Below are 16956 nucleotides of genomic sequence, written 5' to 3'. Positions count from 1 at the left end.
ATTAGACTAAATTTTATTTGTTGTATAGTTATCTTGACAAGCTTGAAATCCGCAAGTTAAGATAAAGAAAAAATAACCCTTTAATTGGAAATTAACGCGCGTTAATTTTTACCTCTGCAGTACGATCTGCAAGTTACCGCAACAATTGCCTCCATGTGCATGCAAACGACTCCTTTTACAGCTTTTTCATCCAAGAGCAGCAGCCCCGATGTTCGCCATATCAAGTCGAGGAATAGGAGGACTGTTTGATGTTCGACGTATTTCGACCCGATCATCCGAAATGTTATTCTTTGACTCACCCTCAGAAGCGAATATGGTATACCGAAAAGATATACCCGGACACGTCGCTGTACAACATCGCCGGTTCGGTAAGAATCAAAGGGCCCGTCGATTTTAACCTCCTGGAAAAGGCGATACGCCTGCAAATCGCGAGGCATGAAGCGCTTCGCATCAGAGTCGTGGAAATCGACGGAGAACCGCGTCAATATGTGGACGAAAGCGATGCCGAAGCACCGGATTTCATCGATTTTTCCGTCTATGACGATCCTGAGCGGGAATTCCGGCAGTGGCTGGAAAGGGAAGCGCAAACGCCGTTCGTTTTGGAGCGGGAAAGGCTTTGCCGGTTTCCGATGTTCAAAATTTCCGACCAGGACAACGGATTTCTTGTAAAATTCCACCATATCGTTTCCGACGGATGGTCCAGCAATTTGGTCATCGATCAGATTTACGATTGTTATATGACGCTTCTGAACGGACAACCGGCCGAGCTTGAACCGGCACCCGACTATCTGGAATATGCCCGGCAGGAGGAACGGTATATCCAATCCGAAAGATTTCAGAAAAACAGGCGGTTTTGGCTGGACAAGTTCAGCGTTCTTCCCGACGTTTTGACGAATCATGGTTACGGTTCCACGGCGGGAAAAAGGAAAACATACGAATTGGATCCCGTTCGTTCTTTGCAAATCAAAGAGCTTGCGGCCAGCGCGAAATGCTCGGTCAACACAATATTCATTTTCCTGTACATGCTGTATATGAACAAGACTGCGGGGCAAACCGATCTTGTCATCGGAGTGCCCGTATTCAACCGTTCGGGGCAAAAGGAGAAGCGAACCGCAGGGATGTTTACAAGCACGATGCCTTTCCGGTATACGTTTGACGATTCGAGCCCGGTTCTGGAGGCGCTTGTCCGTATCCACCAGCAATTGACGGAATGCTACTATAACCAAAAATATCCGTACGACCTTCTCGTTCAGGATCTCGAATTAAATAAAAGAGGGGGCGACGGCTTATTCGGCACTTGTGTGAACTATTACAACACCAAAGTCGCAACCTCGTGGGACGGCTCTCCAGCGAAAGTGGAAGAGCTGTATAACGGAAACCAGCTGTATGCGCTGCAGTTGGTCGTCAAGGATTGGGCCGAATCGGGAGCTTTGCTGCTCGAGATCGATTACAAGCTTCAAGCGTATACGGAACGGCAGATTGAGGATTTGTACGATCGGCTGAACATACTCGTCGAGCAAATCATTTGCAATCCCGGCGAGCGGATCGCCAGGCTCTCCTTGTTGTCCGAGGCTGAGAAAAGCAAGCAGATTGCGGAGTTCAACGATACCGGGGCCGAGTATCCGCGCGGCAAGACGATTCACCGGCTTTTCGAAGAGCAGGCGGCGCGAACGCCGGAGCGGATCGCCATCCGCCACGAGCGGGAAGAGCTCACCTACCGGGAGCTGAACGTAAAGGCGAATCAATTGGCGAGGCGCCTGTCCGCCCGGGGCGTGGGCCGGGAAACGGTTGTCGGGTTATTGACCCGCCATTCCATCGAGACGGTGATCGGCATCTTGGGGATTTTGAAGGCGGGCGGAGCTTACTTGCCGATTGATGCCGCTTACCCGGACGGCAGAATTGCCTATATGCTCGAAAACTCGGGCTGCAGCCTGCTGCTCGCGAACATGGATATAAGGGAACGCGCCCTGATGAAGGGAGAGGTCATAGACCTGAACGACCCCGGCCTGTATCGGGGCGATTCATCCGATCCGGAAGCGGAGAGCGGTCCCGGCGATTTGGTCTACGTCATCTATACGTCGGGTTCGACCGGAACGCCCAAAGGGGTCATGATCGAGCACCGGGGCTTGGTCAATTACATTTGGTGGGCCAAGAACATGTATGTAAAGCAGGAGATCGAAATATTCCCTTTGTATTCGTCCCTTGCCTTCGATCTTACGGTAACTTCGATTTTCACGCCTTTGATTTCCGGAGGCTGCATCATGGTTTACGGCGACGACGGAGACGAATACGTGCTTTTTCGGATTATGAAGGAAAACAAAGCTACGGTCGTCAAGCTGACGCCGGCGCATTTATCTTTGCTAAGGGAGCTGAACCACCAGGATTCATCCGTCAAACGTTTTATTATCGGGGGGGAAGATTTAAGAACAAGCTTGGCCAGGCAAATTGAGGAAAGCTTCGGAGGACGAATTGAGCTTTACAACGAATACGGCCCCACGGAGACGGTTGTCGGATGCATGATTCATGCTTTCGATCGGGACCGCGATCATAACGTCTCGGTTCCGATCGGCGTTCCGGCCGACAATGTGCAAATTTATATTCTTGATTCCAACTTGAATCCCGTGCCTGTGCACGTGATCGGAGAACTGTACATTTCAGGGGACGGAATGGCAAGGGGGTACATGAACCGGGAAGATTTGACGAGGGACAAATTTATTCCGAACCCTTTTGCAACAGGCAGGAAGATGTACCGGACGGGGGATCTTGCCCGGTTTTTGGAGGGCGGGAAGATCGAGTATGCGGGCAGGGTCGATCATCAGGTGAAAATTCGCGGCTACCGCATCGAATTGGGCGAGATCGAGCGGTATTTGTGCGAGCACGACGCGATCCGGGAAGCCGTTGTCATCGACCGGCGGCATGAAGACGGAAGCCCGTATCTTTGCGCGTATGTGGTTGGCCAAAACGGCGCTTCGTCAGCGGAATGGCGAACGTATTTGGCGGACAGGCTGCCGGCGTATATGGTGCCTGCTCATTTCATCGTGATGAATGAAATTCCGCTGAACAAGAACGGGAAGGTCAACCGGGACATGCTGCCCGAACCGGAGAAACGGCAGCAGACCGGGCTTGCGGCCGATATTATCCGGGATGAGGCGGAAGCGGGACTGGTCGGCATTTTGCGCGATGTGCTGCAAGCCGGCGATATCGGTTTTGCCGACAATTTTTATCATCTTGGCGGCGATTCGATCAAAGCGATCCAGGTCGCTTCGAGGATGAAAAGCGGCGGGTACGGCATCAAAGTCGCGGACATCTTGGCCAACCCTGTGATCGGGGACATGGTAAGGCGCGTAAGCAAATCCGCTGCGGCCGATATGGCCGATCAGCGGCGGTGCGAAGGCGGCATTCGGCCGACGCCTATCGGCTCGTGGTTTTTCGCCCAACAATTTGCCGACCGGCATTATTATAACCAATCGTTATTGCTGAATTTGAAGCAGCCTATCGATGCAAGCGATCTTGAGCGGTTGATGGATGACCTGATCGAGCATCATGATGCCCTGAGAATACATGTAAGCGCCGATACCGAGGCGTTGTTTTACAACAGCCGGGCGGAGAAGTGCCGGGTCGAAGTGTTTCATTTGGCCGATTACGGCTATGAAGAGCAAAAATTGCAAATGCGCCTGCTGGGACAGTCGTTGAAAGCATCGATGGACATTCATCGAGGAGCGCTGCTCAAAGCCTGCCTGTTCGATCTTGGGACGAACGGCACAAGGCTGCTGCTGACGGCTCACCATCTGATCGTCGATGCGGTGTCGTGGACCATTTTGCTGGAAGATCTGGTCAGTCTTCATCGGCAATTCGTCATGAAACAAACGGAAACGCTGCCCTGGAAGACAGCCTCCGTGCAAAGTTGGGCCGAGTATTTGTGGAACCATGCAGAAATCATCGAGAACGAGCGGGCGTATTGGGAGTCTGTTCTCGAGGCCGAGACGGCGGTTCGCGTTGATTTTGCGCTCGGGGAAGATACGGTGGCAAGTTCAGAGACGGTTATCGAGCATTTGGCGGAGGAGGAGACCGGCCGATTGCTTGGCCAGGCCAATGCCGCCTACGGCACCGACGCGAAGGACCTGCTTGTCAGCGCTCTCGGCGCCGCTATTTTCGACGTTTTCCAAATGGACGAAGTCGTGATCGAGCTGGAAGGCCACGGCCGGGAACCGTTCGCGGAACCGCTGGATTTGTCAAGAACGGTCGGATGGTTTACAAGCCTGTATCCGGTTAAACTCTTCCGGGTATCTGCTGAGCTTATGCCGGATCGGATCAAGCGCACCAAGGAGCACCTGAGGAAAATTCCCCGGAAAGGCGTCGGATTCGGCGTGCTCGCCCGCTTGACAGAAAGCATCCAGGACAACGGCGGGCAAAAACGGATCAGGTTCAATTATTTAGGCGATTTTGACGCGACTTTCGACAACGATTTATTTTCAATTGCAGATGAACCGTCCGGCGTCGAATGCAGCATGGATAACCGGCTCACTTCGCTTCTGGACATGAACGTCATGGTGGTGAACCGGAAGCTGCATGTGTCGGTAACTTACAGCCGCCATCTGTTTAAAGCGGAGACGGTTAACGGGTTTGTGCAAACATACGCGAGTCATTTACAAGCGCTCATCCGCCATTGCTGCGAAAAAAACGAGGTGGAGTTTACGCCGTCCGATTTTGAAACGATCGCTTTATCCCAGGAGTCGCTTGAAGGATTGTATTTCTGAGATTATCTTGCCCGTTGGGAAAGCTGCTGGAAACGAAGACAAATTTACGGTAAAGCGTGGGGATAAACAGGATGATAAATCCAATGAGTAATCCGGTGAATCATTTGTCCATCTTTCAAATTTGCAGAGGCAGGGAATATGCCGGGAGCAGATTTGAAACGAGCAGCCGACCAGAACGATTCAAAAAGGTTAGCGGTCCTTATGTCAGATTAAAGACATCGATTTATACGGAAGAGTCTTTTAGGTCGGCGCCGTTGTCCGGCACGAGGATGCTGGAGCGCATCTTGCTTCCTTCGTTCGGAACGACCGCCGTCAAGTTTTACGGCCATCAGCCGGAGCTTTTATGGTCGTATCCGTCTGCCGGAGGGTGCTACCCGGTTGAAGTGTATGTAGTCATCCGCAGCATGGACGGGATTGAACCCGGCATTTATTATTACAGCGCGCTGCAGACGCTGCTCTACAAAATGCCCGGAGCGGATGCTGCGGACCTGCTTTGCTCCACATTGCTGGAGCAGGACCATAATGCGGACTTTTATTTTGTCCTTTCCATTGTTCCGTGGCGAACTTGCTGGAAATATTCGCATAAAGGCTACCATTTCAGCCTGATCGATTCCGGGCATGCGGTCGCTAATTTTCAGCTGATTCTGCATGCATTGGGACTGGATCATTCCGTATATACGATAACAAAGTCCAAAGATATCAAGTCGCTGCTTCAATTGGACGACCATGAAGAACCGGTTGCCGTTATTGCGGTTCGCCACCCGTCAACGTCAGACGAAGGAAGCGGCAGTGCTTCGGCTTTGACGATTCTGAACGAGCATGCTGCGTTTGCCGATCACACGATCCCTTCTTCGGAAGATAAAGAAGAGAGTTTGTTCGACTGGAAGCCCATCGCCGATTTTCAAGCCAAGGTAAGCCGTTCCGTTCGCGAACCTTCGGAAGGATGGCTGGCCCGCCATGCGCTGCCGGCCGAATGGGACGATTATAATCAAATTCTGCGGCTTTTGATCGAGCGGAGATCCAGTCCGGCCTACGCGCTTGCGGACATTTCGCGGGACCATTTTTGGCGGATGCTTGATTTTATTCATCAGTTGAACATATATTCATCCTTTTATATGGTTGTCCATGCCGTCGAGGACATGCTGCCCGGCATTTACCATTTTGACGGTCAACTGAGAATGATCGAAGCGGGGGATTTCAGGCAGGTGTTTGCCAATCTTTGCTTGGGGCAAGCGTTGGTGCATAATTGCTCGATTCTGTTTTTTTTCGTCATGGATGTTTCCCAGGCGGATGAGAGCGACTTGGCGTTATTTCAGCAAAGAGCCATTGCCGACGGTATTTTGGGGCAGCTGATGTATTTGAAATCCCAGGAGCTTCAATTGGCCTACTCCGCGATCGGGGGCTATTACGACGAAGAGGTGAGAGAGCTTTTGCAATTGCCGCATCAATCGCAAATCATGTATGCCGGCGCATGGGGCAAGGGCGATCCGAACTCGGCTTCGATCCGAAAACTTGACCGGTACGTTCTTAATAAACCCGGAAACGGGCTGCAGTAGCCGACCAACCCAAATACGCCGAAAGAAGTCGGGAGGATGATTATGTCGAGGGTCGTTTTCTTCAGTGTGGATATGCACGGTCATGTCAATCCAACGCTCGGATTCATCAGCAAGCTGGTTGAGCGGGGGGAAGAGGTCATTTATTACACGGATGAAAAGTTTCGCGATACGATCGAGAATACCGGAGCCGTCTTCAAAAGCTACAAGGGCGGCATCGGCTTCGGAACCTATGACGGCGGAGGCATCGAGGCTTTTCTGGTGACGGCTGATTTCATTTTGAACAGAAGCCGGGCGGTGATCGATGCTTTCGGGGAAGAGGTTCGGCAATTAAAGCCCGATTATATTATTCATGACGCTTTTTGCTACTGGGGGAGAGAAATCGCGCAGATGCTCGGCATTCCCGGCATTTCGCTGTTCGCCAATTTTGCTTTTATCGACGAGATGGCCGCTATCGATCCCGCCTTTTTCATGGAAAACGTGCTAAGAGCCGGAGACGATCCTCTCTACAAAAAGCATAAAGGAGAGGTCGACGTATACCGGAAAATAACGGAAAAGCTGTCGAAAATCGTAGCTTTGAAGTACGGTTTGAAACATATCAATGTCGTGAACGATATTTTTTGCAGCAAGGAGCAGCTCAACATCTTGTTTACGTCGAAACAGTTTCAAATTTATCCCGAAGCGTTCGACGACAGCTACTTGTTTGCCGGGTATTCCATATATTCGAGAAAGGAAACGGCCGATTTCCCTTACGAGGTGCTTGACGGCAGAACGCTGGTTTATATCGCTTTCGGTACTATTTTCAACGCGGTGGCGGATTTTTACGAAACCTGTATCGAGGCTTTTGGGGGAACGGATTATCAGGTCGTGATGTCGGTCGGGCACGAGGTCGGATTGGAGCGGTTGGGGCCGATTCCGGACAATTTCCTCGTATACCCTTACGTTCCTCAGCTGGAAATTTTAAAGCGCGCGGACGTTTTCGTCACGCATGGCGGCGCTAACAGCATCCATGAAAGCTTATGCTTTGAAGTTCCTACAGTCGTCATCCCGCAAAGCTTCGACCAATTTATGGGCGCTATCGCGGTGGAAAGGGCGGGAACAGGCATTTTCATGAAGGACAAGGAGATCGGAGCCGCAGATCTGGCGGAAGCGGTCGACCGCGTTTTGACAAACCCGGCTTATCGCGACAACTGTCTGAACATAAAGCGGTCACTCGCGTCTACAGGCGGATTGGAACGGTTGGCGGATGATATATTCGCTTTCGTCAAACGCGAAAAGGAAAAGGTCGCGAATCGATGAAAAGAGCGCTGATGCCTCTGCTGACGCTGACGTTCCTCATCTTGCAGTGGTTTGCCTCTGCCGGTTCCGCTTTCGCTTCAGCCTCACCGCTGCTCACAGCGGATCAAACAAGCGAAATCGAAGCTTATATTCAAAGCAATATGAAGCGGTCGCAAATACCCGGTCTTTCCGTAGTGATCGTGAATGGCTCCGAAACGGTCTATAACAAAGGCTTCGGTTATGCCGACAAAGCCGCCGGGAAATCCGTCACGCCGGATACCTTGTTCGAGCTCGGCTCCACAAGCAAAGCGTTTACGGCGCTCGCGGTTTTTCAGCTTGAAGCTCAAGGGCTATTGCATCTCGAAGACCCTGTAAGCCGGTATTTGCCGTGGTTTCACATGAAAGAAAAAGGGACGCCGGCGGACATTTCCTTAAGCCAGCTCCTGCACCACACGAGCGGCATTCCGTTCAAAACGATCGGAGACATTCCGAAGTCGGACGCCGAAGACGGGCTGGAACAAACAGTGAGAACGTTGGTCGGGCAGGAACTGGATTTCCCTCCCGGCGACAAATACGTCTATGCCACCATCAACTATGACGTGCTGGGGCTAATCGTTCAGGAAGTGTCGGGCCAGTCCTACGAATCTTATATGGCCGAACATATTTTAAAGCCGCTTGGCATGAATCATACGGTGATGTTCAAAGCGGGTGCCAATTCCGGCGATTTGGCGCAGGGATACAAATTCGCGCTGTTTCGGGCGGCGGCCTATGACGCTCCCGCATACAGGGGCAACGTTCCGGCGGGCTACGTCATCACCAATGGGCTGGACATGGCAAAATGGTTGAAAATTCAGCTGGAAACGGCCGTTCCGGGCGGCTTCGACCGCAGGCTGATCGAGAAGTCCCATCTGCCGGACAAGACGGTCGCGCCCAGCGACGACGGCTCTTCCTACGCTTCGGGCTGGTCGGTTTACCAGAGCGGTTCGGGCGAGCTGTCGCACGGCGGAAACAATCCGAATTTCTCGTCGTATATCGTATTCAGGCCGCAGGACGGCGTCGGCGTGGCCGTCATGGCCAATCTGAACTCCTCCTACACGCAGACGATCGGGCAGGGCGTGATGAACATCATCCAAAACAAAAAGCTGCCGAAGCCGGCGAACGATATGTACAAAAGTATGGATAGCATAGCGTCGGCTGTGCTCTTCATCTCTTTTCCGATCATCGCTTTGACCCTATGGTTGATGTCCGTTTTCGCCCGGCAGGCGCTCGGAAAACAACGGAGGTTTACCGGAAACGCGGCCGGTGTTACGCTCGTCTTCCTGACGTTTCTTGTTTTTATGGCCGCTTTCGCTTATTGCCTGTACCGCATCCCTGATGTGATTTACTACGGGCTCAACTGGAATTTCATTCAAGTGTGGGCGCCTTCTACGCTTGGCGCCGCCGTTGTTGCGGTGTTTGCGGCCGTCCTGCTGTTCAGCCTGTATTTTATGCTGACGCAGTTTTTTCCGAAGCCCGGCGAAAAGCCGATTTTCGTGATGATCGTGCTCAGCATGGCGAGCGGTTTTGGCAATGCGATGATTATATTTGTGGTCAATGAGGCGCTGAACCGCGACAATGAGAAGTTTCAGAGCGGCCTGCTGCTGTATTTGCTCGTCGGCATCGCCGTCTATGTGTGCGGGCAAAGGCTGGTCAGAAGCCGTTTGATCCATATGGCCAACAACATGGTGTACCAGAAGCGAACGGATTTGATTCGAAAAATTTTGAATACGTCCTATCAAAAAGTCGAAAAGCTGGAATACGGAAAAATCCAGGCGGCGCTGAACAACGACACGGAGACGATCAGCGATTTTTCCAACATCGTCATTACCGGCGCAACAAGTCTCGTTACGCTGATTTGCTGTTTTGTCTACATGGGTACGATCAGCGTGTACGGATTGCTCGTTTCGATGCTCGTCATCGTGCTCGCCGCCGGGCTCCATTTTTGGATGGGCAAACAGGCAGGCAAGCTGTGGGAACAGACGCGGGACATTCAAAATGTCTTTTTTACCTTTATTAACGATTTAATCGCCGGGTTCAAGGAATTGAGCATCCATAACGGCAAACGGGAGGACTTCAAGCGCGATATGATCGCCAGCTCTTCTACGTACAGGCAAAAGCGCATTCAGGGCGATATGAAGTTTGCCAATGTGAACGTGATCGGAGAGCTGCTGTTTTCTTTTGTCGTCGGCGTGATCGCTTTCCTGTTCCCTGTGCTGTTTCCCGATTTAAAAGATACGTCGATTCGGACTTATGTTTTCGTGCTGCTGTATATGACCGGGCCTATTCACGGCATTTTGGGCACGATTCCGAATTTGTTCAGGGTGAAAATCAGCTGGGGCAGAATTAACGAGCTTTCCCGGCAGCTCGATGCCGTAGGCGGGGAGCAGACCGCCCGTTTGGCGGAGCCGCAGCCGGCCCCTTTCGCGGAGCTGGAGCTGGTAAACGTCGTCTACCAGTATACGAACGAGGAAGGCGAAACCTTCAAGGTCGGGCCCGTCGATTTGGCGTTCCGTTCAGGCGAAATTACGTTCATAACCGGCGGGAACGGCAGCGGGAAGTCGACGCTGGCCAAGCTTATTTCCGGCTTGTATGCGCCTGACAGCGGCGAAGTCCGGGTGAACGGAACCGGCATCGATACGCAGCGGCTTGGACAGCATTATGCTGCGGTTTTTAGCGATTTTCATCTGTTCGCGAAGCTGTATGGCATCGATTGGGAAGCAAAAACGGGCGACGTCGAAACGTATTTGAACGTTTTGGGTTTGCACGACAAGGTCCGCATCCAGGACGGCGAATGGAGCACGCTCCGGCTTTCCGCCGGGCAAAGGAAACGGTTAGCGCTGCTGGTCAGCTATTTGGAGGATCGCCCGATCTATTTGTTCGACGAATGGGCGGCCGATCAGGACCCCGAGTTCAGGCAGTTTTTTTATGACTCGCTGCTGCCGGAACTGACGGGCAGAGGGAAATGCGTCATTGCGATTACGCATGACGACCGGTTTTTCGGCATGGCCGATCAGATCGTCAAGATGGAGACGGGGAAAGTCATGAAGCGCGAAAGACGCAGTTTTGCGGCGGCCGCCATGGATACGGCCATGAATTCGTGAAGAGGGTGGGAGCATTGATGGCAACGGACGCGAATAAGTTGGACAAAAGAAATATAGAAGACGTGCTGGCCTTGACGTCTACCCAGGAAGGAATGCTCTATCACTATTTGAGCAGCGAAGAGAACGGTTTTTATTTCCAGCAGCTGACTTTGCGGCTTTCCGGCGAAATGTGCCTGCAGTCGCTGACAAAAGCATGGAACTACGTCATAGAGACGAATGAAATGCTGCGGACGGTATTCAGATGGAAAAAGCTTGAGCATCCCGTGCAAATTGTGCTGGCCGCAATCGAAGTTCCGATGATGACGTACGATGTGTCCTCCTACCCTGCCGAAGACCGGGAAAGGCTGGCCCGGGAAATCGGGGAGCGGGACAGGCGGACGCAAATTGATCTGGAAACGCGGCCTTTTCGAATTACATGGTGCAAGCTTGACGATGTGCGCTCCGAAATGATCGTCACCTGGCATCATTTGGTGTATGACGGCTGGAGCAACGGCATTATTTTGCAGGAAGTTATGGCCGCCTATGACGCGTTCCATTCGGGCCAAGAGCCTGTAAAACCCCGGAAAACGAAATTCAAGGAGTTTATCAAATGGCATCAGGGCCAGGACAAGCGCGAGCAGCAAGTGTTTTGGAGCGAGTGCCTGAAGGATGCTGCGGACCGCACTTCCTTGCCGCACGTTCTGGAGGACCGTTCGGAAACGGAGTCCGGCAAGGCCGCGAGCCATACGGCGGCGTTCACGGCTTCGGAAGTAAGCGCCATGACCGAATTTGCGGCGAGCCGCCAAATTACGCCGGCTGCGTTGCTGTACAGCGCTTGGGCTGTCCTACTGCACAAATACAACCGGTCCGGCGATATCGTTTTCGGAACGACCGTGTCGGGCCGGGTGCCGGATGTCGATCGGGTGGACGAGATGGTGGGGCTTTTTATCAATACGATCCCTTTGAGGGTTCATTTCCCCGATGGCGGACGTGCGGAGGAACTGATCCGATCCGTCGACGGCATGCTGAAAAAGAGAGAACGGTTCGAAAACACCCCTTTGCCGGATATCGGGCGGTACAGCGGGATGACGGGGAAGGACGATTATTTCGATTCGATCGTCGTGATCGAAAACTATCCGCTGGACAGCAGCGCGAAGCAAGGCCGTTACCTTAAGGTTGACGGCTACAGCATGCATGAAACGACGCATTACGCTTTGACGCTTGGCATCCAAACTTTCGGCGAGTGGGAGATCGAGTTCGCCTATCATACGAAGGGCTTTTCCAAGGATGCGATGGAACGGATCGCCGGGCATTTCAAGGAAGTGATGCGGCAAATGATCCGCCGCCCGGACGTGCAGGTCAGCGACATCGGGATCGTCACGGAGCGGGAGCGGCATCAACTGCTCAGCGATTTTAACCGCCCAATCCGGAAGCATGGCCCTGAGCTTATTCATCAAATGTTTGAACAGCAAGCCCGCCAAACGCCGGACCATATTGCGGTTATTTGCGAGGGGAACAAATACAGCTACAGGGAAATTAACGAAATGGCCAACAGGCTGGCCAGGCGGCTTAGGGAAGCGGGCATGGCGCCCGACGGTCTCGTCGCCCTGCTGATGGAACGGTCGGCTTATTTCATCGTCGCCATGCTCGGCGTGCTGAAGGCGGGAGGCGCGTATATTCCGATCGATCATACGTTTGCGGCCGAAAGAATTGCTTATATTTTGCGCGACAGCGCTGCGGGTATTGTTTTGACGCGCAAGGGGGCGGCGGATGGGCTCGCTTTTGCAGGAACGGTCATCCATGCGGACGACGATCTTTTGCGCACCGGCGATAGCGCCGATTTGGAGAATGTCAACGTTTCGGAGCATCTCGCTTACGTCATCTACACGTCCGGCTCGACCGGCAATCCGAAGGGCGTCATGGCGGAGCATCGGAATTTGCTGAGTTACGTGCAAGCGTTTCAGGACGAATTTGGCCTGACGGCGGGGGATGTCGTCCTCCAGCAAGCTTCATGCTCCTTCGATCATTTTGTGGAGGAAGCGTATCCCGCATTGTTAAGCGGGGGAACGATCGTCATCGCCAACCGGATGGACGTTATCGATATCGATCGGCTGACAGCGCTTATCGAGGAGCACACCATTAGCGTCGTGACGGTTCAGCCGCTGCTTTTGAACGAATTGAACAAGCGGGAGCGGCTGGCGAGCGTTCATACTTTCATCAGCGGAGGGGACGTATTTAAATTTGAGCATTTTTCCAATCTCGTGAAGTATGCGAATGTATACAATTCTTACGGGCCTACGGAATCTACGGTTTGCGCAACCTATTACAAATGCGGTACCCAAATGGTGAAAAACATTCCCATCGGCTCGCCGATTACGGGTTATAACGTATACGTTTTGGATGAAGGAAACCGGTTAATGCCCATCGGCATACCGGGGGAAATTTGCATTGCCGGCAGCGGCGTAAGCAGAGGGTATTTGAACAACCCGGATTTGACGGAGCGGGCCTTCGTCGCGAACCCTTTCGATTCCGGAACCCGCATGTACCGGACAGGCGATATCGGGGTTTGGCAGCCGGACGGCCGTATCCGGTTTGTCGGCAGAAACGACGAACAGGTCAAAATACGGGGCTACCGGATCGATCCGCGGGAAATCGAGCATGCGCTGCTGGGGCATAAAGCCGTCGGCGAGGCGGTCGTTTTGCCGATTGACGACGCGAGCGGAACGAAGTGCATCGCCGCTTACATCAAGCCGGCGGACGAGATCGAAAGCTATGCGTTGAGGGAGTATTTGAGCGGGCGTCTTCCTCATTATATGCTCCCTTCCTATTACTATAAGATCGATGAAGTTCCGCGGACGGGCAATGACAAAATCGACAAAAAAGCGCTCATGCGGTCCAAGGAAAGGTTGAACGCCGGCGTTTTGGAAGAGCAGTTCGCCAGCGAAACCGAACATAAAATTATGGCGGTATGGAAAGAAATTTTGCAGTCGGACAGCGTGGGCCTTCATGACAATTTCTTCGATATCGGGGGGAATTCGATTTTGCTGATGCACATGCACGCCAAGCTGGAAAAAGAGTACGCCTGGGGGACGAACATTGCGGATTTATTTTCGCAGTCCACTATTTCCAAGCTGGCCGGTTGGGTGGATGCGAAGGACAGGGCTCCGCTGTCCGAACGGCCGGCCGTCGCGGGCTATCAGCCGCTGCCTGCCGCTTATTTCGCGCATCAGCCGCACGCAAGCGGGGTCGGGGTCGTCCGGTTTCATCTGCAAAACGGACTGCCGGAATCGCTCCGGCAATTGGCCGCCGAGAGCAATGTCGAATTGGTTGACGTGCTGGTGTCCATGTACGGCTATCTTTTTACCGAAATCAGCGGAAGCAAGACCGCAACGCTGCATTGTTTGTCGGAGGACGGCGGGGACGTGCTGCCGGTGCGGATTGATTTGGCGGAACTGCAAGGCTTTCAGGAGCTGTTCCGGTTCGTAAACGGCGCGAGGAGCGGTTCCGGGAGCCTGGAAGCGTACCGGTTTAACGGAAGGGACGGATTCGCTTTGGACGTGACGAGCAAACCCAAAGATGCGGTGCTGCCGTTCGTTTACAAAGACGCCGGGCCAGGGGAGGTTGACCGGTTGCTGGAAGTGTACGATATTGCGCTCGGCATCGAAGGGGACGGCGACGGGAAGCGGATCTCTTTTGTGGGCAAGTTTAACGGCAAAAGGCTCGATAAAGAAAAGATGAACACCCTTTTCCGTTCCTATGGCCGATTGCTCACACAATTGTCTCAGAGCAGGGTCTATTCATGACGGCGTTCAGCATCTTCTTCTTTTCGTCGGACAGCGAGGAAAATGCCGGGCACAAATACGGCTCTCTTTTGGAAATCGCCCAATTTGCCGATGAGCGCGGGTTTGCAGCCATCTGGACTCCGGAGCGGCATTTCCATCGTTTCGGCGGCCTGTTTCCGAATCCGTCCGTCCTCAGCGCCGCCATCGCCGTCAAAACCGAGCGGATCCGAATCCGGGCCGGGAGCATCTCGCTTCCTTTTCACCACCCGATTCGCGTCGCCGAAGATTGGTCTGTCGTTGACAATTTGTCGAACGGCAGGGTCGACATTTCCGTGACTTACGGGTGGCATCCCAAAGAATACGTGCTGGCGCCCGATCATTTCGAAATCCGCAAAGAGATTATGTTCGAGCGGATCGATATTTTGCAGCGGCTTTGGCGGGGGGAGCCCGTGACGTTCCCTTCCGGCGATACCGAGCATGTCATTGATCAAATTTATCCCGAGCCCAAACAGCGCAAGCTCGACATCTGGGTGACGACGGCAAGAACGAAAGAAACTTGGAGAAAAGCGGGCGAGATCGGGGCCAACATTTTAACCGCACTGTATGCTATCGACATCGCCACGCTTCAGGAGAATATCGCCATTTACCGCAGCGAGCGGAGGAAATTCGGACATGCCTCGGACGGTGTCGTCACGCTTATGCTGCACACATTTATGGGCGAGGATGTCCAGAGGGTCAGGGAGACGGTACGCGAGCCGATGATTCAATATTTGATGCGGCATACCGAGATGTACGATGCGGAAATGATCCGGAAAGCGCTGGGCATAAGCCCCGAGCAAATTACCGATGCGCACCGCCGGTTGCTGGCTTCCATGGCGTTCGAGCGATATTGGAAAGAATGCGCGCTCTTCGGCAGCCCGGAGTCATGCGCCCGCACGGTGGACGCCATGGCTTCCATCGGCGTTAACGAAATTGCCTGTCTCGTTGATTTTGGGCTGCGGCACGCCGATATTCTCGAAAGTTTGGAGCAGGTGGACCGCTTAAGGCGGCGTTACGGTTCGTGAAGCAAGGACAGACTCCCAGGAGTCAGTCCGATGAATCACGTAGAAGGTATGCACAAAAGTAACTCCGTCGGACTGACTCATGGATGACGGATTGGGTGGAAAGGAATGGTATTCATGCGAAAATTGGCTTTCCTGTTTCCCGGGCAAGGCTCGCAATATGCAGGTATGGGCAAAGAGCTTTACGACGGATACGCGTCGGCGAGGCAAGTTTTTCAAGAGGCTGACGATACGTTGAACGAAAGTTTGAGCAAGCTGTGCTTTGAGGGCAGCCTCGAGCAATTGTCGCGGACGGAGTATACGCAGCCTGCTCTGCTGACGGTCAGTGTGGCGGCGTACAAGGTATTTATGGAGGAAATTGGTATATCTCCCGTTTATGCCGCAGGGCATAGTCTGGGCGAATTTTCGGCGCTCGCGTGCGCTGGCGCTATCCGCTTCGCGGATGCCGTGACCCTTGTCCGGGCGAGAGGACGGTTTATGCAGGAAGCGGCGGCGGAAGGGATCGGGGCGATGTGCGCCGTGATGAGAATCGGCAAAGAGACGATTCATGCGGAGTGCGAGCGCGCATCCGGTCACGGCGGGGAGGTTGTCGTTTCGAATTACAACGCGCCGGACCAAATCGTTATTTCCGGGCATGCGGAGGCGGTGCGGACGGCCGCACAAAGATTGGAGTCGCAAGGCGCAAGGCTTTCTTACTTGAACGTCAGCGCGCCTTTTCACAGCCCGCTTATGGCGCCTGCGGCGGCAAAACTGGAAAAAGAGCTGAACCGCTGCGCCTTCGGCCCGTTCCGCTGGCCTGTTTTGTCCAATGTGACAGGGGAGCCTTATTCGGAGCCGGATGAGATCGTGCGGAATTTGGTCGCGCAAATGATATCGCCGGTCAGATGGGACGCGACGATGCGGTATCTCAGCCGCAATGGCGTTGAGAAGGCGATTGAGCTCGGACCGAAAAGAGTGCTGGCCAACCTGGCGAAGACGAATGATCCGCAAATGATAGGCTACCCTTTTGAGAAATTGGAAAATCTGGAAGAAGTCCGCAAAGGGCTGGCGCCGGAATTGCGGGAGCAAGCGCAAAGAAACACCGTCAACAACGTAGTCACAAAATGCCTGACGGCAGCGGTGAGCACGCGCAATACGAATTGGGACGACGATGCATACCGCCGGGGGGTTGTTGAGCCTTACCGGAACATTCAATCGATGCAGGAGCAGCTGGACAAGAACGGAAGTAGCCCCGATTTTGGGCAAATGAATGAAGCGCTGCGAATGCTGAAGCTGATTATGGATACGAAAGGGGTTTCCGAAGCCGAACAAAGGGAACGGTTCCGCGAAATTGTGGAAGATACGGGTACGCGAGAGCAGTTTGCGCACTTCTACAGCGCTTAGCCTACACAATCAGGAGGTGAAGA

Annotated in this window: 7 protein-coding genes; all 7 read left to right on the top strand. The window is 53.4% G+C overall.

Going from position 1 to position 16956, the window contains the following annotated elements; all coding sequences use genetic code 11:
* Nucleotides 1-248: 248 nt before the first annotated feature.
* Nucleotides 249-4757 (top strand): amino acid adenylation domain-containing protein, encoded by a 4509-nt coding sequence (locus AC6RNO_RS12725; protein WP_497105651.1) that lies wholly within the window; start codon nt 249-251, stop codon nt 4755-4757.
* 83 nt (nt 4758-4840) lie between these two features.
* On the top strand, nt 4841-6313 hold the full coding sequence (locus AC6RNO_RS12720; RefSeq protein WP_497105650.1) for a SagB family peptide dehydrogenase: 1473 nt from the start codon (nt 4841-4843) through the stop codon (nt 6311-6313).
* A gap of 42 nt (nt 6314-6355) precedes the next feature.
* Complete coding sequence (locus AC6RNO_RS12715; protein ID WP_497105649.1) at nt 6356-7609, top strand: macrolide family glycosyltransferase; 1254 nt, start codon at nt 6356-6358, stop codon at nt 7607-7609.
* Nucleotides 7606-10728 (top strand): cyclic peptide export ABC transporter, encoded by a 3123-nt coding sequence (locus tag AC6RNO_RS12710; protein WP_497105648.1) that lies wholly within the window; start codon nt 7606-7608, stop codon nt 10726-10728. The genes AC6RNO_RS12715 and AC6RNO_RS12710 overlap by 4 nt, the downstream gene beginning before the upstream one ends.
* A 17-nt stretch (nt 10729-10745) precedes the next feature.
* The gene (locus tag AC6RNO_RS12705; RefSeq protein WP_497105647.1) at nt 10746-14510 is read left to right on the top strand and encodes an amino acid adenylation domain-containing protein; all 3765 of its coding nucleotides are present in this window, start codon (nt 10746-10748) and stop codon (nt 14508-14510) included.
* Nucleotides 14507-15553, top strand: coding sequence for a MupA/Atu3671 family FMN-dependent luciferase-like monooxygenase (locus tag AC6RNO_RS12700; protein ID WP_474681171.1), 1047 nt, complete (start codon nt 14507-14509; stop codon nt 15551-15553). The genes AC6RNO_RS12705 and AC6RNO_RS12700 overlap by 4 nt, the downstream gene beginning before the upstream one ends.
* 114 nt (nt 15554-15667) lie before the next feature.
* Nucleotides 15668-16933, top strand: coding sequence for an ACP S-malonyltransferase (gene fabD / locus AC6RNO_RS12695; RefSeq protein WP_497105646.1), 1266 nt, complete (start codon nt 15668-15670; stop codon nt 16931-16933).
* Nucleotides 16934-16956: the final 23 nt, after the last annotated feature.

It is taken from the genome of Paenibacillus sp. sgz302190, assembly GCF_059820445.1.
The sequence above is the reverse complement of the archived record's forward strand: the minus strand, read 5'-3'. Positions and strand labels throughout refer to the sequence as shown.

What these genes read in the sequence shown, in the direction of transcription:
- fabD (WP_497105646.1), top strand. Translation starts at nt 15,668, where the DNA reads ATGCGAAAATTGGCTTTCCTGTTTCCCGGGCAAGGCTCGCAATATGCA.
- AC6RNO_RS12710 (WP_497105648.1), top strand. Translation starts at nt 7,606, where the DNA reads ATGAAAAGAGCGCTGATGCCTCTGCTGACGCTGACGTTCCTCATCTTG.
- AC6RNO_RS12715 (WP_497105649.1), top strand. Translation starts at nt 6,356, where the DNA reads ATGTCGAGGGTCGTTTTCTTCAGTGTGGATATGCACGGTCATGTCAAT.
- AC6RNO_RS12725 (WP_497105651.1), top strand. Translation starts at nt 249, where the DNA reads ATGTTCGACGTATTTCGACCCGATCATCCGAAATGTTATTCTTTGACT.
- AC6RNO_RS12720 (WP_497105650.1), top strand. Translation starts at nt 4,841, where the DNA reads ATGAGTAATCCGGTGAATCATTTGTCCATCTTTCAAATTTGCAGAGGC.
- AC6RNO_RS12700 (WP_474681171.1), top strand. Translation starts at nt 14,507, where the DNA reads ATGACGGCGTTCAGCATCTTCTTCTTTTCGTCGGACAGCGAGGAAAAT.
- AC6RNO_RS12705 (WP_497105647.1), top strand. Translation starts at nt 10,746, where the DNA reads ATGGCAACGGACGCGAATAAGTTGGACAAAAGAAATATAGAAGACGTG.